Source organism: Nocardioides houyundeii, assembly GCF_002865585.1.
Classification (GTDB): domain Bacteria; phylum Actinomycetota; class Actinomycetes; order Propionibacteriales; family Nocardioidaceae; genus Nocardioides; species Nocardioides houyundeii.
Window position 1 is genome coordinate 2,270,668 of record NZ_CP025581.1, and the last position, 24,620, is coordinate 2,295,287.

At 71.6% G+C, this 24,620-nt stretch carries 24 protein-coding genes and 2 riboswitches; of the genes, 13 read left to right on the plus strand and 11 right to left on the minus strand.

Features of this window, described 5'->3' with window-relative positions:
- Positions 1–277 precede the first annotated feature (277 nt).
- On the plus strand, positions 278–2,749 hold the full coding sequence (locus C0R66_RS10920; RefSeq protein ID WP_158648003.1) for a sensor domain-containing protein: 2,472 nt from the start codon (positions 278–280) through the stop codon (positions 2,747–2,749).
- Between the two features lie 30 nt (positions 2,750–2,779).
- On the opposite strand, the gene C0R66_RS10925 is transcribed toward C0R66_RS10920, so the two are convergent.
- The 7 genes from C0R66_RS10925 to C0R66_RS10955 form a co-directional block, all read right to left on the minus strand.
- Positions 2,780–2,959: a hypothetical protein gene (locus C0R66_RS10925; RefSeq protein ID WP_101524722.1), complete on the minus strand. Its 180-nt coding sequence runs from the start codon at positions 2,957–2,959 to the stop codon at positions 2,780–2,782.
- An 82-nt stretch (positions 2,960–3,041) separates the two neighbouring features.
- A riboswitch (cyclic di-GMP riboswitch) is annotated at positions 3,042–3,117 on the minus strand.
- A gap of 90 nt (positions 3,118–3,207) precedes the next feature.
- Entirely contained in the window at positions 3,208–4,236 is a 1,029-nt protein-coding gene (locus C0R66_RS10930) for a cobalamin B12-binding domain-containing protein (RefSeq protein ID WP_158648004.1), read from the minus strand.
- On the minus strand, positions 4,233–5,000 hold the full coding sequence (locus tag C0R66_RS10935; RefSeq protein ID WP_101524724.1) for a GGDEF domain-containing protein: 768 nt from the start codon (positions 4,998–5,000) through the stop codon (positions 4,233–4,235). Before C0R66_RS10935 ends, C0R66_RS10930 begins: the two co-directional genes overlap by 4 nt.
- Before the next feature lie 139 nt (positions 5,001–5,139).
- On the minus strand, positions 5,140–6,381 hold the full coding sequence (locus C0R66_RS10940; RefSeq protein ID WP_101524725.1) for a PAS domain-containing sensor histidine kinase: 1,242 nt from the start codon (positions 6,379–6,381) through the stop codon (positions 5,140–5,142).
- Entirely contained in the window at positions 6,381–6,914 is a 534-nt protein-coding gene (locus C0R66_RS10945; protein ID WP_101524726.1) for a hypothetical protein, read from the minus strand. Before C0R66_RS10945 ends, C0R66_RS10940 begins: the two co-directional genes overlap by 1 nt.
- Before the next feature lie 10 nt (positions 6,915–6,924).
- Complete coding sequence (locus C0R66_RS10950) at positions 6,925–7,920, minus strand: peptidase (RefSeq protein WP_101524727.1); 996 nt, start codon at positions 7,918–7,920, stop codon at positions 6,925–6,927.
- Positions 7,921–7,934: 14 nt separating this feature from the next.
- Positions 7,935–8,504 carry a hypothetical protein gene (locus C0R66_RS10955; RefSeq protein ID WP_101524728.1) on the minus strand — a complete coding sequence of 190 codons (570 nt, stop codon included), beginning with the start codon at positions 8,502–8,504 and terminating at the stop codon, positions 7,935–7,937.
- Between the two features lie 98 nt (positions 8,505–8,602).
- Positions 8,603–8,678, minus strand: a riboswitch (cyclic di-GMP riboswitch).
- A 249-nt stretch (positions 8,679–8,927) separates the two neighbouring features.
- On the opposite strand from C0R66_RS10955, the gene C0R66_RS10960 reads away from it, so the two are divergent.
- The 8 genes from C0R66_RS10960 (at position 8,928) to C0R66_RS10995 (ending at position 16,352) form a co-directional block, all read left to right on the plus strand.
- Positions 8,928–10,544, plus strand: a complete 1,617-nt coding sequence (locus tag C0R66_RS10960; protein WP_101524729.1) for an ABC transporter substrate-binding protein — start codon at positions 8,928–8,930, stop codon at positions 10,542–10,544.
- On the plus strand, positions 10,532–11,533 hold the full coding sequence (locus tag C0R66_RS10965) for an ABC transporter permease (RefSeq protein WP_241901416.1): 1,002 nt from the start codon (positions 10,532–10,534) through the stop codon (positions 11,531–11,533). The genes C0R66_RS10960 and C0R66_RS10965 overlap by 13 nt, the downstream gene beginning before the upstream one ends.
- Complete coding sequence (locus C0R66_RS10970) at positions 11,530–12,393, plus strand: ABC transporter permease (RefSeq protein WP_101524731.1); 864 nt, start codon at positions 11,530–11,532, stop codon at positions 12,391–12,393. The genes C0R66_RS10965 and C0R66_RS10970 overlap by 4 nt, the downstream gene beginning before the upstream one ends.
- On the plus strand, positions 12,390–13,217 hold the full coding sequence (locus C0R66_RS10975; RefSeq protein WP_241901417.1) for an ATP-binding cassette domain-containing protein: 828 nt from the start codon (positions 12,390–12,392) through the stop codon (positions 13,215–13,217). The genes C0R66_RS10970 and C0R66_RS10975 overlap by 4 nt, the downstream gene beginning before the upstream one ends.
- Positions 13,211–13,858, plus strand: coding sequence for an ABC transporter ATP-binding protein (locus tag C0R66_RS10980; protein ID WP_101524732.1), 648 nt, complete (start codon positions 13,211–13,213; stop codon positions 13,856–13,858). Before C0R66_RS10975 ends, C0R66_RS10980 begins: the two co-directional genes overlap by 7 nt.
- 75 nt (positions 13,859–13,933) lie before the next feature.
- Positions 13,934–14,527, plus strand: a complete 594-nt coding sequence (locus C0R66_RS10985) for a type 1 glutamine amidotransferase domain-containing protein (protein ID WP_240311679.1) — start codon at positions 13,934–13,936, stop codon at positions 14,525–14,527.
- Positions 14,528–14,569: 42 nt separating this feature from the next.
- Positions 14,570–15,604: a nicotinate-nucleotide--dimethylbenzimidazole phosphoribosyltransferase gene (gene cobT / locus C0R66_RS10990; protein ID WP_101524734.1), complete on the plus strand. Its 1,035-nt coding sequence runs from the start codon at positions 14,570–14,572 to the stop codon at positions 15,602–15,604.
- Complete coding sequence (locus C0R66_RS10995; protein ID WP_101524735.1) at positions 15,597–16,352, plus strand: adenosylcobinamide-GDP ribazoletransferase; 756 nt, start codon at positions 15,597–15,599, stop codon at positions 16,350–16,352. Before cobT ends, C0R66_RS10995 begins: the two co-directional genes overlap by 8 nt.
- 28 nt (positions 16,353–16,380) lie before the next feature.
- Here C0R66_RS10995 and cobU read toward each other — a convergent pair whose 3' ends face one another.
- Genes cobU through C0R66_RS11010 form a run of 3 tightly spaced genes read right to left on the minus strand, consistent with a single transcriptional unit; the run spans position 16,381 to position 18,978 of the window.
- On the minus strand, positions 16,381–16,923 hold the full coding sequence (gene cobU / locus C0R66_RS11000; RefSeq protein ID WP_101524736.1) for a bifunctional adenosylcobinamide kinase/adenosylcobinamide-phosphate guanylyltransferase: 543 nt from the start codon (positions 16,921–16,923) through the stop codon (positions 16,381–16,383).
- Entirely contained in the window at positions 16,923–18,014 is a 1,092-nt protein-coding gene (locus C0R66_RS11005) for a potassium channel family protein (protein WP_199286642.1), read from the minus strand. The genes cobU and C0R66_RS11005 overlap by 1 nt, the downstream gene beginning before the upstream one ends.
- A gap of 4 nt (positions 18,015–18,018) precedes the next feature.
- Positions 18,019–18,978 (minus strand): YihY/virulence factor BrkB family protein, encoded by a 960-nt coding sequence (locus C0R66_RS11010; protein ID WP_101524737.1) that lies wholly within the window; start codon positions 18,976–18,978, stop codon positions 18,019–18,021.
- 17 nt (positions 18,979–18,995) lie between these two features.
- Between C0R66_RS11010 and C0R66_RS20420 the strand changes: the two genes are divergently transcribed.
- The 3 genes from C0R66_RS20420 to C0R66_RS11020 all read left to right on the plus strand — a co-directional run bounded on the left by C0R66_RS20420 (position 18,996) and on the right by C0R66_RS11020 (position 21,115).
- Positions 18,996–20,000, plus strand: coding sequence for an acyl-CoA dehydrogenase family protein (locus C0R66_RS20420; protein ID WP_338418187.1), 1,005 nt, complete (start codon positions 18,996–18,998; stop codon positions 19,998–20,000).
- Entirely contained in the window at positions 20,000–20,629 is a 630-nt protein-coding gene (locus C0R66_RS20425) for an acyl-CoA dehydrogenase family protein (RefSeq protein WP_338418188.1), read from the plus strand. The genes C0R66_RS20420 and C0R66_RS20425 overlap by 1 nt, the downstream gene beginning before the upstream one ends.
- 141 nt (positions 20,630–20,770) lie before the next feature.
- Positions 20,771–21,115: a hypothetical protein gene (locus C0R66_RS11020; protein ID WP_101524738.1), complete on the plus strand. Its 345-nt coding sequence runs from the start codon at positions 20,771–20,773 to the stop codon at positions 21,113–21,115.
- A 4-nt stretch (positions 21,116–21,119) separates the two neighbouring features.
- Here C0R66_RS11020 and C0R66_RS11025 read toward each other — a convergent pair whose 3' ends face one another.
- Positions 21,120–22,565 carry a glycine hydroxymethyltransferase gene (locus tag C0R66_RS11025; protein ID WP_101524739.1) on the minus strand — a complete coding sequence of 482 codons (1,446 nt, stop codon included), beginning with the start codon at positions 22,563–22,565 and terminating at the stop codon, positions 21,120–21,122.
- A 345-nt stretch (positions 22,566–22,910) separates the two neighbouring features.
- Here C0R66_RS11025 and C0R66_RS11030 point away from each other — a divergent pair, with 345 nt between their 5' ends.
- Positions 22,911–24,620 carry a nitrite/sulfite reductase gene (locus C0R66_RS11030; protein WP_101524740.1) on the plus strand — a complete coding sequence of 570 codons (1,710 nt, stop codon included), beginning with the start codon at positions 22,911–22,913 and terminating at the stop codon, positions 24,618–24,620.

Genomic DNA, 24,620 nt, shown 5'->3' on the forward strand with positions numbered 1-24,620 from the left:
ATCCCGCACCGCCCAGGCACCGTGGGGATGCGAGCCGGTCGGGCAGGACAGTCGGCCACAGGGCGCGAACGGTAGCAGCCGGAGCCCACTGCGAGGGGTGAGGCGGAGAACCAGCGGGGGGAACACCGAGGGTGGTCCGGATGGATGCACGTGAGACGACTACCTAAATTAAGGTACGAAGTTGGTACCGTCCTGCCGCGGCCGACTGCCGGCCGCCATCATCGGAGGTGGCACGTTGTCCGCTGACCCCGACAGTCCGCAAGCATCCTCCCCTGCAGTGGACGCGACTGCCGGACCGGACGAGCCGCGGATCCTCGAGGCGCTCGACTCCTCCCCCGACGCGCTCATCGTCCTCGACCCGCGCGGCTGCGTGACGTGGGCCAGCTCGGCGACGCTCCCCGTTCTCGGCTGGCGCCCCGACGAGCTCGTGGGGCAGCCGATCACCGTCGTCGCCCTGGACGAGGACGTCGAACAACAGCAGCACCTCCTCGCGGAGGCGGCGCGCACCGGCAGGCCGACCAGCTACTCGGCTCGCCGGCGCCGCCGCGACGGCGGAGTGGTCGAGGTCTCGGTGTCGCTGGCACCGGTACGAGCAGCCCGGTCCACCAGCTTCGCGGGCATCTGCGCCACGGTCCGTCCCGCGGGTCAGCGGTCGGAACGGCTGCAGGCCCGGCTGGCAGAGCAGGAGCACCTCAACCTGACACTGAGCCGGCGTTCCTCCGACGTCGCACTGATCACCAAGCCGGACACCGAGATCACCTACGTCTCACCGCCGGTCTACGACGTGCTGGGGTTCAGCCCCGATCAGCTCCTCGGCTCCAAGAGCATGGGCCTGGTCCATCGGGACGACCGGGTCGAGGTGCAGGCGTTCGTGACCCGGGTGGCCTCGTCACCGGACTCCGTGGAGCGCAAGACCTTCAGGATCCACAACGCTCGGGGCGAGTGGCGCTGGATCGAGCTGACGCTGACCAACTGCATCGATCTCCCCGGTGTCGAAGGGCTGGTCGCCAACCTCCGGGACGTGTCGAACGAGTTCGCGGCACGCGCGGCGCTCGTCGCCTCCGAGCAGCGGTACCGCGCCACCGTGCACCGGTATCGGGCCATCGTGGAGACCGCCCAGGAGGGCGTGCTCGTGCTGGACCAGGAGACCCGGGTCCTCTTCGCCAACAAGAAGGCGTCCGAGCTGCTCGGCCACCCCCCGGGCGACATAGACCGCCGCAAGCTCACGGGACTGCTCGACGGCACGACGGCCGAGCACCTGCGAGGCAGGACCGCCTCTCACTCCGCGCGTGGGCACGAACGCTACGAGATCAGTTACGCCCATCCCGACGGCCGCAGTCGCGTCTTCGAAATCTCCTCCTCGCCCATCTCACTGGGCGTGGATGCCGGCACCGGATCCCTGGCCATGATCTCCGACGTCACTGAGGCGCGGCGCGTCCAGGCGGAGCTGCAGCACCGCGCCCTGCACGATCCGCTCACCGGGCTGCCGAACCGCGCCCTGTTCCACGACCGTCTCTCGATGGCGCTGTGTCGACAGGGTCGGGACCCGGACCGCCCGGGGGTCGCCCTGCTCTCCATCGATCTGGACGGCTTCCGCCTCGTCAACCACGTCCACGGGCACGAGGTCAGCGACGCGATCCTGGTCGAGGTGGCGGAGCGCTTGCGCGGCGTCGCCGAGGAGGCCGACACGGTCGCTCGGCTCGAGGGTGACCACTTCGTCGTCGTGGTGGAGGGGGCAGGCACGGAGGCGGCTGCGGCGCTCGGGGACCGCATGCGCCGGGTCCTGCTCGAACCGGTACGGACCGCGGACTCGGTGGTCTACGTGGACGCCAGCGTGGGGGTCGCTGTGACCCCTCCTCAGTCCCCCGCCTCCCTGCTCAGGTCCGCGAACACCGCTCTGCACCGAGCCAAGACGCAGGGCCGCGGCCGAGTGCTGCTCTACGACGCGTCCTGGGACGACGAGCTCGACCCAGCGCGCGAGCTGCAGGTGGCGAACGCGCTGCGTGAGGCGCTCAACTCCGGGGAGATCGGACTGGGCTACCAGCCCGTCGTCGACCTGGCCGACGGCCGAGTAGTGGCCGTCGAGGCCCTGCTGCGGTGGGAGCACCCCGACCTGGGCGCCGTGCCGCCGACCGAGGTGGTCGCCACCGCTCACTCCATCGGCTGGGCCGAACGTCTCAACCGGTACGTGCTGCGTCGCGCGTGCACGGAGATGGCACAGCTGCGCGAACGTGGCGTGGCGGCCGACCTCACCCTGGCGGTGAACCTAAGTCCCCAGAGCTTCGACAGCGGTCTGCCGCGAGCGGTGGAGGAGGCGAGCCGGCTCAGCGGGTGGCCGCTCAATCGGCTGAGCCTGGAGATCACCGAGGGCGTCCTGATGCGGGATCCCGGCGCGGCTGCGGTGGTCCTCGCGCGGTTGCGCGAGCTGGACGTCTCGGTGGCCATCGACGACTTCGGGACCGGCTTCAGCTCCCTGGCCTACCTCCAGCGGCTACCCGTGGGCGCCCTCAAGGTGGACCGCCGTTTCGTGGAGCACGTGCCCGCCGATCCGGACGCCTGCGCCATCGCCCGGGCGATCATCGACCTGGCCCGCGCCCTGTCGCTGGACACGGTGGCCGAAGGCATCGAGACCCAGGACCAGGCCGACTACATGCGGGCGCTGGGGTGCCGGTGGGGCCAGGGGTACCTGTGGAGCCCGGCCGTGCCGCCGACGCAGCTCGCGGCGCTGTTGCTGGCCAGGCCCACCTGACCCTCACCGGGAGTCACTGAGTGCTGGAGCTCAGCCCTGCTGCGGGAATCGGCCCTGCCGCACGCCCGAGTGCCCCTTGCCGTCGTGGCTGCCCCGCCCGGCACCGTACGTCGTCTCGTCGGCGTCGGTGTGCGCGTTCATCTTCATGTTCGTGGGGAAGGTCGCGAGGCCGCCAGAGGCAAGGATCGCGGTGATGCGCAAGGTCTCCATGAGTGGACCAACTCTCTGTGGTGGGTCCCCACCCACAGCTGCGTACACGTGTGAACACCTGCACCGCCTCGACGAGGACCAATTCGGTAACCCGGCTGACCCTGGTGGGCCCCGTGGCTTTGCGTCCCCGACTCACATCGGGTTTGCCTTTTCGCTCTGACCGCAGGCACCGCCTGAGGTCAGGATCTGAGGGCGGCCTACCGCCTCCTCGTCTCGATCGTCAGGTTGCCACACCCGGCCGGGCGGTGTCAGGCGAATTCGGACGATTTTGCCAAGCCGTGCCGGAGCAGCTCAGCGGCGTTGGCGTCGACCGGCACCAGCGCCGCGCAGAGCTCTTCCAGGCCCGCGACCAGCGCGGCCCGAGGAACCCTGCGGTGCCCCAGCAGCTCTCCCAGCCACACCACGAGGTCGACCAGCACGTTGTCGTCCTCCACCAGTCCGGCTGCGGCGACGAACCTGACAATGAACTCCAGGTCCTCCAGGGTCCGGGCCCGCTGCTCCCCGTCGTAGCGGGCCACCTCCGGCAGGGACCGCTCCAGGCTCTCGGTGGCGACCCGGGCCAGCTCGGCTGCCCGGGACTGGAGCAGGGAGTACGCCGGGGGAACGGGAGCCGCCACGGCCTGCTCGACGGGAGGGGCCATCGTCCAGGCCTCGAGGGTCTTGGCCGCCGCGGCGGCGTCGGGTGCCCACGCGTCAGCACCGAGCATGGCAGCCCGTCGTCCGTCCGTGCCGAGGGCGCGTCCCCCGGCGAGGACCGGGATGCGCCGCTCGTGGGCGACTTCTGCGATTCGTCGTACTCCCATGAAGAACAGCGGCAGGCTGCAGGAGACGGCCACCGCGGTCGCAGGTCGCCGGTCGAGGTAGGCGGCGACGTGGGCGGCGGGGGTCGAGGCGCCCAGGCAGCTGACGTCCCAGCCCCGGCCACGCAGCACCTCGGCGACGACCTGCGCCGGCAGCGAGTGCCAGTCGCCCTCGGCACACACCACCAGGACGTGTCCGCGGTCTCCCGGGACGGGGGGCCCGCCGGCGAACATGGCGTCGAGGGCTCGCTGGGTCTGGCCGCTGACCAGGTGCTCGTCGGCCACCGACCACTCGTTGCGATGCCATCGCTCCCCCAGCTCGCGCTGGGCGGCGCACAACAGGTCGACGATCACCGACTCCGGGGGTACCCCCTGTCCGAGCAGCCGGGTGACGACTGCGCGGGCACCAGCGATCTCGCCGTTGCGCGCCAGCTCCAGATAGCGGCTGATCTCCTCGTGGGCGACGGCCGCCGTCACGGGTAGTCCCCCGGCTCCGCCGGGCACCAGCGGTCTCGGCCGGCGCCCTTCGCGCGGTACAGCGCCCGGTCTGCTGCGATCACCGCGTCCTCTGCCCGGTCGAGCACGAGAGCGGTCCCGGCCGAGAACGTGACCAGGTCCTGCCGCGTCGCCTCCCACGTCTTCCGCAGCCGCTCCAGGAACGGGTCGGGCTCCGGACCGCGGAGCACCACGAGGAACTCCTCGCCTCCGGTGCGCGCGACGTAGTCGGCGGTTCGCGCGGTCTCGGACAGCGCGCGCGCGAAGTCCCTCAGCACCCGGTCACCGGCGTGGTGACCCGAGGAGTCGTTGACCAGCTTGAAGTGGTCCAGGTCCACCACGACCACCGAGCCCTCGTGGACACGGGGCAGCAGGCGGGTCACCATGCGTCGGTTCCACAGACCGGTGAGCGGGTCGCGCGTGGCCTCGTCGGCGAACCGCTGCGAGCGGTCGAGCAGCTCCAGGGCACGGTGGGCATCCCTGACGAACAGTGGGAGCTGCCGCTCCAGCGCCTCCCGGGCACTGCTGCCGGGGGCCGCCGTCGGCAGCACGGGAGTTCCGGTGCCGAGTGCCAGGTCCACCGGGATCGCGTCGACCGGCGTCGCGCCGGCCGGCAGCAGGGAGCCGCCGAGGTCTCGGACCAGGTCGCGAGCGGTGGCCAGCACCGCCTCGACGTCCGCCGCCCACAGCAGGCGTCGAGTCGCCTCCAGGAGCAACGATGAGTCGCTCGCGTCCGGGTCCACCACGTGTCCGTCCTGCTTTCCGCGGGCAGATCGCCGCGGGATCCTGTGCGATTGGGATGCTCCAGGTTCGCTTTCGATGCTGGATCATCCCACGAGTACGTCGATCTCGCAGTGGTTGGCGAGAACCGAGCCGACCGTGCTGTCACGGCGCCAGGGGCAGGCGGACGGTGAACACTGCGCCCTGGGGATCGTTCTCGGACACCAGGATCCGTCCACCGTGCTCCGTCACCACCGCGGCCACGATGCTGAGCCCCAGACCCGGTCCCGGGACGGCCGCCTCGTGGACGGCGGCGCCTCGGAAGAACGGCGTGAACAGATGAGGCACCTCGGAATGCGGCACGCCCGGCCCGGTGTCGGAGACCTCGATCGTCGCCTCTTCCTCCGACTGCGCGACGCGACAGCAGACGCGACCACCGGGAGGAGTGAACTTCACGGCGTTGTCCACCAGCTGGTGCACGAGCAGCTCCAGCTGGGATGCCTCACCACGCACCAGGGTGGGCTGCTCCGGCCAGCTGAACTCCGGGACCACCGTGGGCTGCCCCTGTCCTGCGTCAAGGTCGAGGGTGGTGGCACGCACCGCCGCCACCACGTCACGCAGGTCGAGCGGATCGGCAGAGTGCGGGTGCACGGAGCTGCTGTCCGAGAGGGTGACCAGGCTCTCCGCCAGCTGTTGGAGGCGGGCCACGTTGCGCCTGATGGCAGTGGCGAACCTGCCCCTGCGCTCCGCGTCGTCGATGCCGGTCTCGAGCAGCTCGACGTAGCCGAGGATGCTCGTCAGCGGGGTCCTCAGCTCGTGGCTGGCGGTGGTCACGAAGTCGTTCCGCAGCCGGTCCAGCTCCGCCTGCCGACGTGCCGCCTCCTGCTCGCTGTGCAGCGCCTGAGCCAGCAGGCTGCTGGTCCGGCGCTCCTCTGTCACGTCGACACCCTGCGCCCAGTAGCCGCGGACCTCCCCGGCGGTGCCCAGCATGGGCTGGACGTCCACCGCCATCACCCGGGGGACGCCGTCGACGCCGGTCATGTTCCACTCGCAGCTCGTGCCACTTGGTCTCTGGGAAGCCTCGCCCTCGCCGTCGCTGGCCTGCTCAGTCCCGTCTGAACGCCCCGGCCGCCGACGGTCCAGAGCACCGAGCCGCAGCTCGGGCCCGCGCCGGCGCTCGAACCGGGCGGGGTCGACGAGGAACAGCTCCGGACCGCAGGGGACCCCCGCAGCGGCGGAGCGCTGCTCGAGCTGGTCCCGGTCGAGGATCTCCCTGGGAAAGGCCCGTCCCTCCAGAGCAGACGTGGGACGTCCGACCAGCGCCTCGACCGCGGCGTTGCACCACGTCACCAGCCCCTGGGCGTCGGTGGAGACGGCCAGGACGCTGGCTGGTCCAAGCGGCGTCATCACAGCACCGAGTGAGTGATGGTGCCGCGGTAGACCCCCGCGGGCATGTTCGCGCTCACGGCAACATGGATGGTCGGGTTCCAGGTGGCGGTGTTGTTGCCCGTGATAGCCGTCGCCGTGACCACAGGGGACACCCCGGTCAGGTCCACCGGGTCGTTGGCCGTGTACGTGGCGGTCCCGGACCGGTCGATCGGTCCGACCGAGTAGCCGATGCTGCCCGCCCCGATCGACGGTCCGGCGGTCTGGGTGAAGGCCGTGGAGATGGCGGTGGCGGCCCAGCCCGAGCCTTCCGGCGCGCTCCGGGTGTCGATGACCTGCACCTGTCCTAGCTGGCCCGAGATGGTCACCGGTCCCACCAGGCTGGAGGCGGTGCCCAGGTTCTCCACCTCGCTCGGGGCACTGATGGAGAGCCCACCGCCCTCCAGGGTCACGCCCACGCTGCTTTCCGCGGTCTCGTCGGCAGCCGCCGGGTCGGCGACGCCGAGAGCTGTGACCAGGCAGGTCAGTGGGAGTAGCAGGTGGCGGCGTGGCATGCCGTGCCTTTCATCGATGGGAGTGCAACCGGCGCGTGCGGACGAACCGCACGCCCAGCCCGAAGGCCGCAAGGACTACCAGGCCGCCGCCCAGCCACCACCACCCGGGGACACCGTCGTCGGAGAGCGGCACGGTCTCACCGGCCCCCGACACCGGGAAGGTGATGCTGGCCTGCTCGGTCTTGGTGAGCAGTCCGCTGGTCACCGAGAGCTCGGCCGCCCAGGGTCCGTTGGGCAGCTGCTCGTCGAGCTCGACCGCGATGGGCGCGGTCTGGCCCAGGCCCAGCGTGGTGCCCAGACGCACCGGGAACGGCCCGGCGGACAGGCCACCGGGGCCGTCGCTGAGCGTGAGCGTGCCGCGCAGGTCCAGGGCCCGGCCGCCGGTGTTGCGGACCACCGCGGTGACTGTGGGCAGCCCGGCGTCGGTGCGCTGCGCGGTCAGGGACTCCAGGTCGAAGTCCGCGGCGGGCTCGCCCCCCTCGCCCACCGAGAGGTAGACGCGGATCCCGACTCGGCTGACCTGGGTGATGCCTTCGGCCTCTCCCGCGGCGGTCTGCGCCCAGAGCACGGCGTACTGCTCCCCCGGGGCCGCATCGGAGGGGACGGCGATCGTCACGTCGACCACCTCCTTCTGCGCCTCGGCGAGCGTGAGGCGAGGAGCGCTGACCGAGGTCCAGGTGGTGAGCTCGTTCGGGGTGTCGGCCTCGAGCCCGACGAAGGAGCCGTCCTTGATGACCGCTGCGCCGGGGTAGACGGCGATGTCCGTGGGCGCGCCGGTGTTGTTGGAGACCTCGATGCGCCGCTCGATGGTGGTGCCCGGACTCACGTGGTCGATGACGTAGACCAGCGCTCGTGGGTTGTCGCGGAGCTCGACGGGGGCGTCGACCAGGCGGATGCCGATCCCGCTCGGGTCGTTGGGGGCCGCGTTCGCGGGGATGCCGAAGGCACCGGCGGCCGGGAGCAGGGTCCCGGCCACCAGTGCCATCAGGGTGAGCAGTCGATGCATGTGGTGTCGAGGTCTCAGGAGACCGAGGTGGTGACGGTGCCGGTGTAGGTGTCCGCCAGCGCGTGGGGCGGAAGCTCAACGGTCAGCGTCGGGGTGAACCTGGCGGTGTTATTGCCTACCACGTTCGTGCCGGTGACCACGGGGGCCCCGGTCATGATGCTGGGCCCCGGGGCAGCGACAGAGGTCGGTGCGAGGTCGACCCTGCCCGTCTTCTTTACGTCTTCTGGGTAGTAGAAGACGTTGGTGGAGTTCGTGTCTTCGGCGTCGTTGCCGTCGTCGAACGTCGAGGAGGCGGCCGTGACAACCCAAGTCCCCGTCGCGCCTCGCTCGTCGGAGATCAAGACCTCGCCGAGCGAGCCGGAGACCGACCCAACGCCCGACAGCCAGGTCCCAGGCTCACCATCCTCTTTGTCAGGAGCTGCCAGAGTCGCCGCAGGGTCCACGTCAACGGTGAGCGAGCCGCCTGCGAGGGCGAAAGTGACAGCGGTCGTCCCTTCGTCTTCGGCCATGGCCGGGCTTGCGGGCAGCGCCGCGAGCGTCAACCCTGCAATGGCGAGGGTCCCTGTGATGCGCAGAGTCTTCATGAGATGTGCTGACCAGCTTCCTGTGGTTGCGGTCCTCGCGTCCACAGCAGCTGCTTCGTGCAGGTGAGAACCACCCGCACGGGATCGACGAGGACCAGTTCGGTAACCCGGCTGACCCTGGTGGGCCCCGTGGCTTTGCGTCCCCGACTCACATCGGGTTTGCCGTTTCGCTCTGACACCGGCCGCAGCCGGTGCTCAGGATCTGGATCGCGGTGACCGCTTCCCGTCTCGAGCGCTAGGGTGCCACACCCTGCCCCGGGCTGTCCGGCGTTTCGGCAATTCGCCCGCCCGCCAGGACTCGGCCCTGTGGCGGCCCCTCGCGGACAGCCGCCCGCTGCTGGCGCACCCCGACTCCAGAAGGCTCGGAGCCGGTCACCTAGGCTTCTTGTTGCACACTATTCGCAATAAGGCGCTGGAGGACTCATGCGACGCAGCAGGCTCGCGCACCGGTTCACGGACACGGGCGGGGCGCTGCTGCTGGTGACCGCGCTCGCCGCGTGCGGCGGCACGAGCACCGACGCGGACGCACACTCCGCCCCCAGCGAGCTGCGGCTGGCGGTGGGCGGTGAGTCCGACGAGGGCTACGACCCGACGCTGGGCTGGGGCCGCTACGGCTCGCCCCTGTTCCAGTCCACGCTGCTGGTGCGAGAGCCCGACCTCGGGGTCGGCACGGACCTGGCCACCTCTTACCAGGTCAGCGACGACGGACTGACCTGGACCGTGGACCTCCGGACCGACGCGGTGTTCAGCGACGGCGAGCCGGTCACGCCCGCCGACGTGGCCTACACGTTCAACACCGCCGCCACCCGCGGCGGGCTCACCGACGTGACCGCCCTCGAGCAGGCCGTCGCGATCGACGAGGACACCGTGGAGCTGCGCCTGTCCGAGCCTCGCAGCACCTTCGTGAACCGCCTGATCAGCCTGGGCATCGTCCCTGAGCACGCGCACGGCGACGGCTACGCCCGCCGCCCTGTCGGCTCCGGGCCGTTCAAGCTGGTGGACTGGCAGCAGGGCCAGCAGCTGGTCGTGGAGCGCAACGAGGACTACTACGGCGAGAAGCCCGAGTTCGAGCGGATCGTGTTCGTCTTCACCGACGAGGACGCCAGCCTCGCCGCCGCCCGCGCCGGAGAGGTCGAGATGGCCGCCGTCCCCTCGGCCCTGGCCACCCAGGACATCGCCGGGATGAGGCTGCACGCCATCACCTCCCTGGACAACCGCGGCATCTCCTTCCCCACCGTCCCCGCGGCCGGTGGCACCAGCCCGGTCGGCGCTCCGATCGGCAACGACGTGACCGCCGACCGGGCGATCAGGCGCGCGGTGAACACCGCCGTGGACCGGCAGCGACTGGTCGACGGTGTGCTCGAGGGCTTCGGCTCCCCCGCCGCCGGCCCGGTGGACGCCGCTCCCTGGTTCGAGCCGGGCAGCCGGGTCGCCGACGCCGACACCGACGCCGCGGCCCAGCTCCTCGAGCGAGCCGGATGGAGCGACACCGATGACGACGGAGTCCGCGAGAAGGCCGGCATGGATGCCTCGTTCACCCTGCTCTACCCCGCCGACGACTCGCTGCGTCAGGGCTTGGCCCTGAGCGTTGTCGACATGGTCGCGCCTGCTGGCATCGAGATCCGCACCGAGGGGGTCGGCTGGGACGAGATCTACCAGCGCCAGCACACCGACGCGGTGCTCTTCGGGTGGGGAAGTCACGACCCGACCGAGATGTTCAACCTCTACCACTCCTCCCTGGCCGGGACGGAGTCGTTCAACCCCGGCTACTACTCCGGCCCCACGGTCGATCGGCACCTGGACGCCGCGATGGCGGCCACCGACCCGGACGAGGCCACCCGACAGTGGCGGGCCGCCCAGCTCGACGAGGACGACCGCGGCTTCAGCGCTCCCGGCGACGCCGCCTGGGCCTGGCTGGTCAACCTGGAGCACACCTACTTCGTCGACCAGTGCCTGGACCTCGGTCCGGCGTACGTCGAGCCGCACGGCCACGGATGGCCGGTCACGGCCGGCATCACGTCCTGGCGGTGGGACTGCTGACCAGGACCCGACGACACCTCCCCCGGCTGGCAGCCCGGGCGCTGCGGCTGGGCAGCCTGCTGGCCGCGGTCGCGGTCGGCTCCTTCCTGCTGGTCGCCAACTCCCCCGTCGACCCGGTCCAGGCGTACGTCGGTGCCGACACCGCGGCGATCGGGAGCGAGCAGCGCGCCCAGATTGCCGAGCGCTGGGGGCTCGACGACCCGCCGCTGGAACGGTTCACAGCCTGGGCCGGCAACATCCTCACCGGGGACCTCGGCACCTCGCAGGCCTTCGGGCAGCCGGTGACCACCGTGATCGCCGACCGGTTCGCCGCCAGTCTCTCCCTGATGGCGCTGGCCTGGCTGTTCTCCGGGATCCTCGGTTTCGCCCTGGGGCTGGTCGCCGCGGCGATGCGGGGCCGGCTCGTGGACCGGGTCCTGACGTGGTTCGCCTACACCCTGGCCTCGGCGCCCACCTTCTGGGTGGGGCTGCTGCTGCTCTACGTCTTCTCGGTCTCCTTGCAGTGGACACCGGTCTGCTGCGCGGCCCCCCTGGGGAGCCTGCCCGGTGAGGCCTCGCTCCTGGATCGGCTGCACCATCTGGCACTGCCCGCCCTGACCCTCAGCGTGGTCGCGATCTCTCCCGTGCTGCTGCACACCCGGCAGGCGGCCGTCGAGGTGCTGGACAGCGACCACGTGGCCTTCGCCCGCTCACAGGGCGAGCGGATGCCGGGGCTGGTGCTGCACCGGGTGGCGCGCAATGCGGCCGGTCCGGCCCTGATGCTCCAGTTCGCCTCCGTGGGCGAGCTCTTCGGCGGCTCGGTGCTGGCCGAGCAGGTCTTCACCTATCCGGGCCTGGGCGAGGCCACCACCACCGCGGCACTGCGTCAGGACGTGCCGCTGCTGCTGGGCATCGCGCTCTTCACGGCCCTGGTGGTGTTCGCCGGCAACGCGCTGGGCGACGTCGCGCATCGCCTCGCCGTACCGCATGTCCGCGAGGTCCCCGCATGAGCCTGGCCGACCCCGCCCTCCCCGTGCGCCGCAGGCCCTCGTGGCGGGACCGGCGTACCCGGACCCTGGCCACCCTGGCGCTCGCCGTGCTGCTGGCCGTGGCCCTGGTGGTGGCCGGAACCCTGGCCGCGGCGCCTGCGCAGGTCACCGACCTGGACCAGCGCAACCTCGCCCCCGGCGTGGACCATCCCTTCGGCACCGACCGCTACGGCCGTGACCTGCTCCTGCGCACCCTGGTGGGGCTGCGCCTGAGCCTCCTCGTCGGCGCCGTGGCGGCACTGATGTCGGGCGGCATCGCCCTGGCCCTGGCCTTGTTCGCTGCCGTCGGCGGCCGGTCGGCCACCGCCGTGGTCAACTGGCTGGTCGACCTGTTCCTCGCCCTGCCCCACCTGGTGCTGCTCATCCTGCTGGCCTTCTCCCTGGGCGGAGGCACCAGCGCGGTGGTCCTGGCCATCGGCCTGACGCACTGGCCCCGTCTGACCCGGGTGCTCGTCTCGGTCGGGCGCGAGACCACCTCGGCCGAGTACGTCGCGATCTCCCGCGCGCTGGGCCACGGCCCGGTGCACATTGCCCGGCGGCACCTCGCCCCGCACCTGGTCCCGCACCTGAGCGTGGGGGTGGTCTTGATGTTCCCGCACGCGATCCTGCACGAGGCGGCCCTCTCCTTCCTCGGTCTCGGCGTGGACCCCGGCCTGCCGGCCGTTGGCGTGCTGCTGGCCGAGTCCATGCGCTACCTCTCCGTCGGCCACTGGTGGCTTGCTGTCCTCCCCGGGCTCGGCCTCCTGCTGCTCGTGCGACTGGTCGACCGGATCGGCGAGAACCTCCGTCTCCTGCTCGACCCGAGGAGTGCCCAGCTGTGACCAGCTCACTGCCGCACCAGCTGCTCGAGGTGCACGACCTCTCGGTGCACTTCGAGCAGTACGACCGGGGACTGCGCCGACGCACGGTGCCGGCCGTGGAGCAGATGTCGCTGTCGGTGCGCGAGCGCGAGGTGGTCGCCCTGGTCGGGGCGAGCGGCGCCGGCAAGAGCATCCTGGGGCACGCGGTCCTGGGCCTGCTCCCGGCCAACGCCCGGGAGCGCGGGGAGATCAGGTGGCGCGGGGCCCCGGTCGGGGCCGCGCAACGCCGCCGGCTGGCCGGCACCCAGACCGCACTGCTTCCGCAGTCGGTGTCCCACCTCGACCCCACGGCCACGGTCGGGGCACAGGCCCGCCGCGCCGCCCGGCTGGCGGGCCACGGACGACGCACGGCTCGGGCCCGGGCTGCGGAGGCGTTGCGCGCACAGGGACTGGCGGAGTCGGTGCTGCGACTGCACCCGTACGAGCTGTCCGGCGGGATGGCGCGCCGGGTCCTGACCGCCCTGGCACTCATGGGGGACCCAGCACTGGTCATCGCCGACGAGCCCACCCCCGGACTGGCACCCGAGAGCGTGGTCGCGGTGCTCGACCGGCTCCGGCGCATCGCGGACGCGGGCAGCGGCGTGCTGCTGATCACCCACGAGCTCGGCCCGGCCCTGCACGTCGCCGACCGGGTGGTCGTGGCCCGCCGGGGCCGGACCCTGGAGGAGGCGCCCGTCGGCGCCTTCGCCGGCAGCGGTCAGGCGCTGGAGCACGCCTACAGCCGAGCCCTGTGGCGGGCGCTCCCCCAGAACGGGTTCCAGCTGCCGAGGGCTGACGAGTGCTGAGCGGAGAGGGGCTGTGGGCGCGTCACGGACGCACCCATCCGTGGGTCCTGGAGGACGTGACCATCTCCGTCGCGCCGGGCGAGGTGGTCGGCCTCTGGGGCGCCTCCGGTCGCGGCAAGACCACTCTGGCCATGGTGCTCGCCGGGTTCCGTGCACCGAACCGGGGCCGGGTCGTCCTGGACGGCGTGCCGCTGCGTCCCACGCGTGGGCCACGACCGGTGCAGCTGCTGCTCCAGCATCCCGAGCGCGCCATGAACCCGAGGTGGCGGGTGCGCGACATCCTCGCCGAGGCGTGCCCCGGCGCACCCGACGCCGTGCCCGAGGCAGACGGCCTCGTCGACCCGGCGTGGCTGGACCGCCGGCCGCACGAGATCAGCGGCGGGGAGCTGCAACGGGTCAACTTGGCGCGCGCCCTGGCGGCGGACCCCGCCTACCTGCTGGCCGACGAGGTCTCCAGCAGCCTCGATGCCATCACCCAGGCGCTGCTGTGGCGCCGCCTGGCCGACCGGGTGCACACCCACGGAGTCGGGGTGCTGGCGATCTCGCACGACCAGAACCTGCTCGGCCGGGTCGCGGACCGGGTGGTGGTGCTCGAGGACGCTACCGCCGAGTCTGACGGCCGGCCCCCGGATCGCACGTGAGGCACGTCCCGCATGCCGCCGCCGCCGCTGGGTACCGATGGTGGGACAGCGAAGAACGTAGACGAGAGGAACACTGTGTCCGAGCTCCTTGACGAGACCGCGAAGTCGACCAAGCGCGTCGCCTTCCTGATGGCCCCTGAGGGGATCGAGCGGGTCGAGCTGACAGAGCCGTGGGACGCCGTCCGCGACGCCGGCCACACGCCGGTGCTGATCTCCACCAAGAGCGGCGAGGTGCAGACCTTCGACCACCTGGACAAGGCCGAGACCCGTCCGGTGGACGAGGTGGTGGCCGACGCCGACATCTCGACGTACGACGCCCTGGTGCTGCCGGGCGGGGTCGCCAACCCCGACGCCCTCCGGATGGACGAGCAGGCCGTGGCCTTCGTGCGCGAGTTCGTGGCGTCCGGCAAGCCGGTCGCCGCGATCTGCCACGCCCCCTGGACCCTGATCGAGGCGGACGTGGTGCGCGGACGCACCCTGACGTCCTGGCCCAGCCTGGCCACCGACATCCGCAACGCGGGCGGGGACTGGGTCGACGACAAGGCCGTGATCGACGGCAACCTGATCACCAGCCGCAACCCCGACGACATCCCGGCCTTCATCGGCGCCCTGATGGAGGCCCTGGAGCACGGCGTCGCGCAGCAGCAGACGACCGACTCCGCCAGCTGACCTGCAGCCCCAGGCACCGGTCCGGCCACCTAGGCTGGGCCGGTGCCTGCCATTTCACCTCCTGACCGCGCCGTCCACGACCAGGCCAGCCAGCGCCTCTCCGCCCTGGCCACTCCCCCCGGGGCCCTGGGCCGTCTCGGGGAGCTGGCCGTCTGGTACGCCGCCGCGCACGGCCAGGTGCCCCCGCCCGAGCTGGACAACCCCCGGCTGGTGATCTTCGCCGGGGACCACGGCGTCGCCGGGCACGGCGTCTCGGCGTTCCCGCCCGCCATCACCCCCGCGATGGTGCGCACCTTCCTGGCTGGCGGTGCAGGGGTGAACGCGCTCGCAGCGGCTCACGGTGTCGCCGTACGGGTGCTGGACCTCGGGGTCGACGACGACCTGGTCGGAGTGCCCGCCGCGGTGCTGGCGCACAAGGTCCGGCGCGGCAGCGGCGCGATCCACCTGGAGGACGCGCTCACCCCCGCGGAGACCGAGCGCGCCATGGCCGCCGGCCGCCAGGTGGCGGCGGAGGAGATCGCCGACGGCGCGCAGCTGCTGATGACCGGGGACATGGGCATCGGCAACACCACCCCCGCGTCCGCCATGGTCGCGGCCGGCCTCGGCCTGCCGGCATCCGAGGTGACCGGTCGCGGCACCGGCCTCGTCGGCGACGCACTGACCCGCAAGCAGGAGCTCATCCAGCAGGCCCTGGACCGCACCCGCGACCGGCTGGACGACCCGATCCAGACCCTGACCGCCCTGAGCAGCGCCGACCTCGCCGCCACCACCGGCTTCCTGCTGGCCGCAGCCGAGGCGGGCGTCCCGGTGCTCCTGGACGGCCTCATGTCGGTGGCGTGCGCGCTCACCGCCGAGCGGCTGGCTCCCGGCGCGACTGCCTGGTTCGCGGCGGGTCACCGCTCGACCGAGCCCGCCCAGACCCTGGCCCTGGACAAGCTCGGCCTGGAGCCGGTGCTGGACCTGGGGATGCGGCTCGGCGAGGGCAGCGGCGCCGTGGCGGCGGTGCCGGTGCTGCGCAGCGCCATCGCGGTGCTCCGCGACGTCGCCCTGCTCTCCGACCTCCAGCCCGGTGGGTGACGCCTGGCGGCTGGCCGTCGGCACCCTCACCGCCCTGAAGGTCCGTCCGCCGTCGTCGGTGGCCGACCCGGTGCCCGGTCGAGCCGTCCTGCTCGCCCCGCTGGCGGTGCTGCCCCTGGGCGCCGCGGTGGTCCTGATAGGGCTCCTGGGACAGGCACTCGACCTGCCGCACCTCGCCACCGCGTTCGCCGCCCTCGGCGTCCTTGCCCTGGGCACCAGGGTGCTGCACTGGGACGGCCTCTCCGACACCGTCGACGGGCTGACTGCCTCCTACGACCCGGAGCGGTCCCTGGCGGTGATGCGCTCGGGCACCTCGGGGCCCGCGGGCGTGGTGGCGACCGTGGTGGTGGCAGGCCTTCAGGTCTCCGGCCTGGCAGCGCTGCTGGACACCCCCGGTGGCGCCTGCCTCGCGGGGCTCGCGGTCTGCGCGTCGCGGGCCTCGCTGGCCGTGGCGTGCCTGCACGGTGTCCCGGCCGCACGCCGCGAAGGGCTGGGCAACCCGCTTGCCGGCCGGGTCCCGCTCCGGTGGGCCGTGCTGACCTGGGCCGCGATGGCGGTGGTGCTCACCCTCGCCGTGATCGTCGTCGACGTCTCCTGGTGGCGCGGCCTGCTGGCCGCCCTGGCAGCCCTGGCTGTCGTCTCGGCGCTGGTGCGGCACGCGGTACGCCGCCTCGGCGGGGTCACCGGCGACGTCTTCGGCGCCTGCGTCGAGCTGTCGCTGGCGGCCCTGCTGGTTTTCCTCGCCTGACTCCGCCCCTCGACCCAGCCCGACCCGATCAGAGCCGCAGGACCCGCCCGGCGACCACCAGGTGCACCTCGTCGCACGAGCGAGCCACCGCCTGGTTCACCACGCCCAGCAGGTCGCGGAAGATCCGCCCGGAGCGGTGCGCCGGCACCACGCCCATGCCGACCTCGTTGGTGACCAGCACGACCGGACCGGGGTGGTCCGCCAAGACCGGGAGCAGCCGGTCCAGGTCCGCCTCCACCAGCCGTCGTACGTCGTCGGTGGGCAGGTCCCAGGCCCGGTGCTGGTCGACGACTGCGGTCAGCCAGGTGCCGAGACAGTCCACCAGCACGGCTCCCTCGGCCGCCGCCAGGGCGCCGGCCAGGTCGGGTCCCTCGACCGTGTGCCAGTGAGCTGGTCGGCGGCGCCGGTGCTGGTCCACCCGCGCGGCCCAGTCGGGATCGCGCTCGGCGTCGGGGAGCGGACCGGGCGCCAGGTAGGCCACCTGCTCGGCGTGGGCCAGCAGGCTCTCGGCGTGCGTGGACTTCCCCGACCGCACTCCCCCGGTGACCAGCACCTTGCCGGGCCCGTCCATCAGTCGCTCTCGGCCGATTCCTCGCCGTGCGTCCCGGGGCGGGGAGCCCACGGCAGCTCCTTGGCCGGGCGGACCACGATCAGCCGGTCGCCGCGCGCTAGCTGGGTGACCACGGGGTCGAAGTAGCGGTAGACCTTCTCGTCGCGAACCACGGAGATGACCTGGTCCGGCAGGGTCTGCGGCGGCTTGCCGACCTCGCTGACCAGCAGGTCCCGCTCGGCCACCTCGAGCCCCTCGCCGTAGGTGAGCAGGTCCTCCATCACCGAGCCGAGCAGCGGGGAGAGCGACGACAGACCCAGGAGCCGGCCCACCGCCTCGGAGGAGGTGATCACGGAGTTGGCGCCCGACTGCTTCATCAGCGGCACGTTCTCCTGCTCCCGGACCGCGGCCACGATGAAGGCGTCCGGGTTGAGCTGGCGCACGGTCAGGGTGGCCAGCACGTTGGACGCGTCCTGGTCGGTGGTGATGATGATCTGGCCGGCCTGCTGCACGTCGGCCTGGCGCAGCACCTGCCGGCGGGTGGCGTCCCCGGTGACGACCGCGAACCCGTCGTTGTGCGCGTCGGCCAGGGCCGTCGGGCTGGGGTCGACCACCACGATGGAGCCGCGTTCCAGGCCGTTGTTGAGCAGGGTCTCGGCTGCGCTGCGTCCCTTGGTCCCGTAGCCGATGATGACGACGTGCTGTCCCATGTTCTTCCTCCACCGGGCGACCCGGAACATCTCGCGGCCCTGTGAGGCGAGCACCTCGAGGGTGGTACCGATCAGCAGGACCAGGAACGCGATTCGCAACGGGGTGATCACCAGCGCGTTGATCAGCCGAGCATGGGTCGTGTACGGCGCGATGTCGCCGTAGCCGGTCGTGCTGAGGGTGACGGTCGTGTAGTAGAACGCGTCGACGAGGTCCACGCGACCCGTGGGGTCGTTGTTGTCGCGGTAGCCGCCGCGGTCGAAGTACACCAGCAGTGCGGTGCCGACCAGGATCGCCACCGCCAGCAGCACCCGCCGACCCAGCTCCCACCAGGGAGACCTCACCTGGTCGGGGAGCTTGATCGAGCTGAGCGCCGGAGACGGCTGCTCCGACGGGTTGCTCACCCGATCAGTCTTTCACGCCGATCCGCTGCTTGAGGCGATGCACGAGCTCGTGGCGGGCTCGCGTCGTGCTCAGCTGCGGAAAGATGGTGTCGAAGGCGGCGTTGACGGCGGCCCCGATGAGCACCGCGATCGCCAGGATGTAGAGCCAGAGCAGGACCGCGATGGGTGCCGCCAGCGGCCCGAAGATGGAGCGCGAGTCGGCCGCGGTCACGGTGAGCACCCAGCGCAGCAGGTAGGAGCCCAGGATCCAGCTGACCAGCGAGAAGACCGAGCCCGGGAGGTTGAAGCTCCAGTTCGTGCGCACCGGCACCGAGACGTGGTAGAGCGTGGCGAGGAAGCAGATGCAGACCACGACCACGATGGGCCAGTAGAACGACATCAGGAAGTCGAACCGCTGCGGCAGCCAGTCCGAGATCAGCTCGGGGCCGACCACCACCAGCGGAATGGTCACCGCCCCGGTGAGCAGCGCGAGCAGGTACAGCGCGAACGACAGGGCCCGGGTGCGCACGATGCCTCGGTGGCCGCCGAGGCCGTGCATGATCGTGATGGTGTCGACGAAGACGTTGAGCGCGCGCGATCCCGACCACAGGGCCAGCACGAACCCGACCGAGATGACGTCGAAGCGACCGCCCTTGAGCACCTCGTCGATCGTCTTGGTGATGACCTCGTCCACCGCCTGGTCGGTCAGGGCACGCGACGCGAGCTCGATGATCGCCTGCCGCACGTCCTCCACCTGGGCGGTGGTGTAGCGCGAGGAGATGAAGCCGATCGCGCCCGCGAAGGCGAAGATCAACGGGGGCACCGAGAGCAGGGCGAAGAAGGCGGCCTCGGCGGCCAGCCCGGTCACCCGGTAGCGCATGCAGGCACCGACCGTGGTGACCACCAGCCGCCACAGCAGCTCTGCGACCCGCGATGCCCGGAGCCGGGCCCCAGCCAGGAGTTCCTGCTGGCTGGTGGACGTCATGCGCCTACGGTAGCCACATGCGCAGCGATCTCCGGGCAAGCACGAACCAGGCGCCGCTTCTGGCGGGTCACAACGTGGTGCGCTCGGACGCCGCGCTCAGCGAGGCGGTGCTGCGGCACGGCAGCGAGGAGGTCCTCGACGACCTCACCGCGCTGGGCGCCGAGGCCGGCACCGAGCAGGCCCGGGAGCACGGCATGCTGGCCAACGAGCACCACCCCAGGCTGGTGAACTACGACCGCTACGGCAACCGGGTCGACGAGGTGGAGTTCCACCCGTCCTGGCACTGGCTGATGGAGCGAGCGGTGAGCCATGGGCTGCAGGCGGCGCCGTGGGAGTCGACCTCGCCGCACGCCCACGTACGCCGCGCGGCAGGCTTCTTCGCCTGGTCGCAGACCGAGCCCGGGCACGGCTGCCCCATCTCCATGACCTACGCCGCGGTCCCGGCGCTGAGGGCCGACGACGCCCTCGCCAAGGAGTGGACCCCGTTGCTGGCCTCGACCCGCTACGACCCCGGGACCCGGCCGGCCGCGGCCAAGCTGGGTGCCCTGGCCGGGATGGGGATGACGGAGAAGCAGGGCGGGTCCGACGTCCGCGCCAACGTCACCCAGGCCCGGCGTACCTCCGAGGAGGGTCTCTACACGCTGCACGGGCACAAGTGGTTCACCTCCGCGCCCATGAACGACGTCTTCCTGGTCCTGGCCCAGGCCGAGGCCGGCCTGACCTGCTTCCTGCTCCCCCGGGTGCTGCCGGACGGGAGCCGCAACCCGATGGACGTGGTGCGGCTGAAGGACAAGCTGGGCAACCGCTCCAACGCCTCCTCCGAGCTGGAGTTCGACGGCACGCTGGTGCGCCGGCTCGGCGACGAGGGCCGGGGCGTGCGCACCATCATCGAGATGGTGGCCGCCACCCGGCTGGACTGCGTCCTGGGCTCGGCGGCGCTGATGCGGCACGCGCTGGCGGAGGCGTCCTGGCACGCCGCGCACCGCTCGGCCTTCGGGGGACGCTGGCCGACAAGCCGCTGATGCGCAACGTGCTCGCCGACCTCGCGGTGGAGTCCGAGGCAGCCACCGCCCTCGCCGTGCGCCTGGCGGCGGCTGTCGACAACGCCGACGACCCGCACGAGGCCGCTCTGCGACGCCTCGCCCTGCCCCTGGCCAAGTACTGGGTGTGCAAGCGCACCCCGGCGATGGTCGCCGAGGCGCTGGAGTGCCTGGGCGGCAACGGGTACGTCGAGGAGTCGGGGCTGCCCCTGATGTATCGCGAGGCCCCGCTCAACTCGGTGTGGGAGGGGTCGGGCAACGTGAACGCCCTCGACGTGCTGCGGGCCCTCTCGCGGGAACCGGCGGCCCTGGAGGCCTGGATGCTCGAGGTCGGCGCCGCCCGTGGCGCCAACGCGGCGCTGGACCGGGCGGTCGACGACACCCTGCGGCTGCTGGGCGACTCGGCGGGCCGGGAGTCGGGGGCCCGTCGGCTCGCCGGGGCGATGGCGGCCTGCCTGCAGGGCTCGCTCCTGGTCCGCTTCGCGCCCCCGGAGGTCTCCGACGTCTTCTGCGCCTCGCGTCTGGGTGCGTCCTTCGACGGGACCTTCGGCATGCTCCAGGGTGGCGACCTCGAGGCGATCGTGACCCGCGCCACACCGACGCTGGCGTGAGCCGAGCAGATCGCCGGTGAAGTCGGGACCATCGGCCCGTCGTCGATGCCGATGACTAGACACCAGGTGACCATTCGGCGGCCCGCACGCTCATCAGTGGCACGCTTACGCTTGCGATCCATCCCCTGAGGAGTGATTTTCGTGGCCACCCATGGCAGCACCATCTTCACCGTCGGCACCCTGCTCAACCGGGCCCAGGACCAAGGCATGGCGGTGCGCACCCTGGTCCAGGGCAACTGGCTGGAGGGAGTCCCGGTGGCCAGTGACAGCCACGGCGTGGTGCTGGACAACCCCGACGAGGGGCAGTACCTGATCCGCCTGGACGCGATCACCGCGGTGGTCTACCTGCGCGACCCCCGCACCGAGGACGAGCCCGCGCCGGCCGCGCCGACGGCGCACGCCGCCGCTCAGCACGACGAGCGGGACGTGCGCACCGGCTACGCCCCCAGCGCCCGCCCCGCGGTGGAGGCCGGCGCCGGGGGCTGACGCCTCAGGAGAGCTCGAGGCCCGGGTAGAGCGGGTGCTTGTCGAGCATCTCCGCACTCGCTGCCCGGACCTTGTCGGCGATCCCGTCGCCCAGCACGTACGACGCCTTCGACACGCCGCCGGCCTTGGTGAGGCCCTGCTCGGTGTTGGAGAGCACCTCCACGATGAGCTCCGCGACCCGGTCGAACTCGTCGTGCCCGAAGCCGCGGGTGGTCAGCGCGGGGGTGCCGAGCCGGACGCCGGAGGTGTACCAGGCGCCGTTGGGGTCCGCGGGCACCGAGTTCCGGTTGGTCACCACTCCGGCGTCGAGCAGCGCCGACTCGGCCTGCCGACCGGTCAGCCCGAACGAGGTCACGTCGAGCAGCACCAGGTGGTTGTCGGTGCCGCCGGTGACCAGCTTGGCGCCGCGGGTCAGGAAGCCCTCGGCGAGCGACTGGGCGTTGTCGGCCACCTGCTGCGCGTAGGTGCCGAACTCCGGCGTCCTCGCCTCGGCCAGCGCCACGGCCTTGGCGGCCATCACGTGGGACAGCGGACCGCCCAGCACCATGGGGCAGCCACGGTCGACGTCGGCGGCGAACTCCTCCTGGGCCAGCACCATGCCGCCGCGGGGGCCGCGGAGCGACTTGTGGGTGGTGGTGGTGGTGACGTGGGCGTAGGTCACCGGGTTCTCCTCACCGGTGAACACCTTGCCGGCGACGAGCCCCGCGAAGTGGGCCATGTCGACCATCAGCACGGCGCCGACCTCGTCGGCGATCTCGCGCATCTTCGCGAAGTTCACCCGGCGCGGGTAGGCGCTGTAGCCGGCCACCAGCACCAGCGGCTTGAACTCGCGTGCCTTGGCCGCGACCGCGGCGTAGTCCAGCAGGCCGGTCTCCGGGTCGGTGCCGTACTGCTGCTGGTGGAACATCTTGCCGCTGATGTTGGGGCGGAACCCGTGCGTCAGGTGACCGCCCGCGTCCAGGCTCATGCCCAGCAGCCGCTGGTTGCCCAGGTCGTGACGCAGCGACTCCCAGTCGGCCTCGGTCAGCTCGTTGACGTTCTTGGCGCCCAGCTTCGCCAGCGCCGGCGTCTCCACCCGGTTGGCCAGGATCGACCAGAAGGCGACGAGGTTGGCGTCGATGCCCGAGTGCGGCTGCACGTAGGCGTACGGCGCGCCGAACAGCTCGCGTGCGTGCTCGGCCGCCAGCGACTCGACGGTGTCCACGTTCTGGCAGCCGGCGTAGAAGCGGTGGCCGACCGTGCCCTCGGCGTACTTGTCGCTGAGCCAGGTGCCCATGGTGAGCAGCACCGCCGGCGAGGCGTAGTTCTCCGAGGCGATGAGCTTCAGCGAGCTCCGCTGGTCCGCCAGCTCCTGACGGGTGGCTTCGGCGATGCGCGGCTCGACAGAGGCGATGACCCGCAGCGCTGCGGAGTAGGCGTCACTGGCGGTCGCGGCGAGGGAGTCAGTCATGGGGTCAGCCTAGTGAAGCGTCCCGGGTCGTCCGCCCGGGGCTGGTCCCCCACGGCCGGACGGAATGTGACCTGGGCCTCACCCAGGCGTGGAGGCAGGCTGGACCGCCTGGAGACCGTCTTGATATTTGGACATCGTGTCCACAACATGAGATTTGATCTTGTGGGGATCGCGTCCGCCCCGTGAGACTGCTTGACATGGTCAGCTCCGCAACGCACACCTACCTCGTGGTCCGTCGCCACGTGGACTTCGGTCGCCTGCGCAGCATGATCTGTTGGCCCCGCTGACTGACGCCCCCACCTCCGCGCCCAACGATGCGCGCGACCCTCAGCGTGAAGGACCACCATGACCTCCAGCTCCGCCGCACCTGCTCGTCCCGCCCGCCCCCGCCCCAAGCGCGGTGAGGGCCAGTGGGCGCTCGGCTACTCCGAGCCGCTGAACAAGAACGAGCAGACCAAGAAGGACGACAACCCGCTCAACGTGCGGGCTCGGATCCTCAACATCTACTCCAAGCGCGGCTTCGCCTCCATCGACCCGGCCGACCTGCGCGGCCGGTTCCGCTGGATGGGGCTCTACACCCAGCGGGCGCCCGGCTTCGACGGCGGCAAGACCGCCTCGCTGCCGGAGGAGGAGCTCGACGACAGCTACTTCATGATGCGGGTGCGCACCGACGGCCAGATCCTCGACGCCGGGGCGCTGCGCGCCCTGGGCAGCGTCTCGCAGGAGTTCGCCCGCGGCACCGCGGACATCACCGACCGCAACAACATCCAGTACCACTGGATCGAGGTGGAGAGCGTCCCCGCCATCTGGGAGCGGCTCGAGGCCGCCGGGCTCACCACCATCGAGGCCTGCGGCGACTCCCCTCGCCCCTTCCTCGGCTCGCCGGTCGCCGGGATCGCCAAGGACGAGATCATCGACGGCTCCGAGGCGCTCGCCGAGATCAAGCGCCGGGCGCTGAACAACCCCGAGTTCTCCAACCTGCCGCGCAAGTTCAAGACCGCCCTCACCGGCCACCCCAGCCACGACGTCGCCCCCGAGGTCAACGACATCTCGTTCGTCGGCACCGTGCACCCCGAGCACGGCCCCGGGTTCGACGTGTGGGTCGGCGGTGGTCTCTCGACCAACCCGATGCTCGCCCAGAAGCTCGGCGTCTGGGTCCCGCTGGACCAGGTCGCCGACGTCTGGGAAGCCGTCTGCGGCATCTTCCGCGACTACGGCTACCGGCGGCTCCGCTCGCGTGCCCGCCTGAAGTTCCTGGTCGCGGACTGGGGCAAGGAGAAGTTCCGCGAGGTGCTGGAGACCGAGTACCTGAAGCGGTCCCTGATCGACAACCCCTCCCCCGCGGTCCCGGTGACCCAGGGCGACCACATCGGCGTGCACGAGCAGAAGGACGGCAAGTTCTACGTCGGCGTCGCGCCGGTGGTGGGCCGCGTCAACGGCGCGATCCTGCTCGGGCTGGCTGATCTCGTCGAGCAGTACGGCGCACGCGGCATCCGCCTCACGGCGTACCAGAAGCTCGTGGTCATCGGCATCGACGCCGCCGACACCGACGCCTTCCTCGACGACCTGGAGAAGATCGGGCTCACCGCCCGTCCCTCGAACTGGCGCCGCAACACCATGGCGTGCACCGGCATCGAGTTCTGCAAGCTCGCCATCGTGGACACCAAGCAGCGCGCCACCGACCTGATCGCCGAGCTCGAGCGTCGGTTCCCTCAGCTCGACGTCCCGATCACCGTCAACGTCAACGGATGCCCCAACGCCTGCGCCCGCACCCAGGTGGCGGACATCGGGCTGAAGGGACAGCTGGTGATGGACGCCGACGGCCAGCAGGTCGAGGGCTTCCAGGTCCACCTGGGCGGCGCGCTGGGCCTGGGTGCGAACTTCGGCCGCAAGCTGCGGGCCCACAAGGTCACCAGCACCGGCTTGGACGACTACATCGCCGCCGTGGTGCAGGCGTTCCTGGCGGACCGGGAGGACGGCGAGTCGTTCGCCGACTGGGCGGCACGGGCCGACGAGGTCCACCTGCGCGGCGACCGCAGTCTGGAGTCGGTCTGA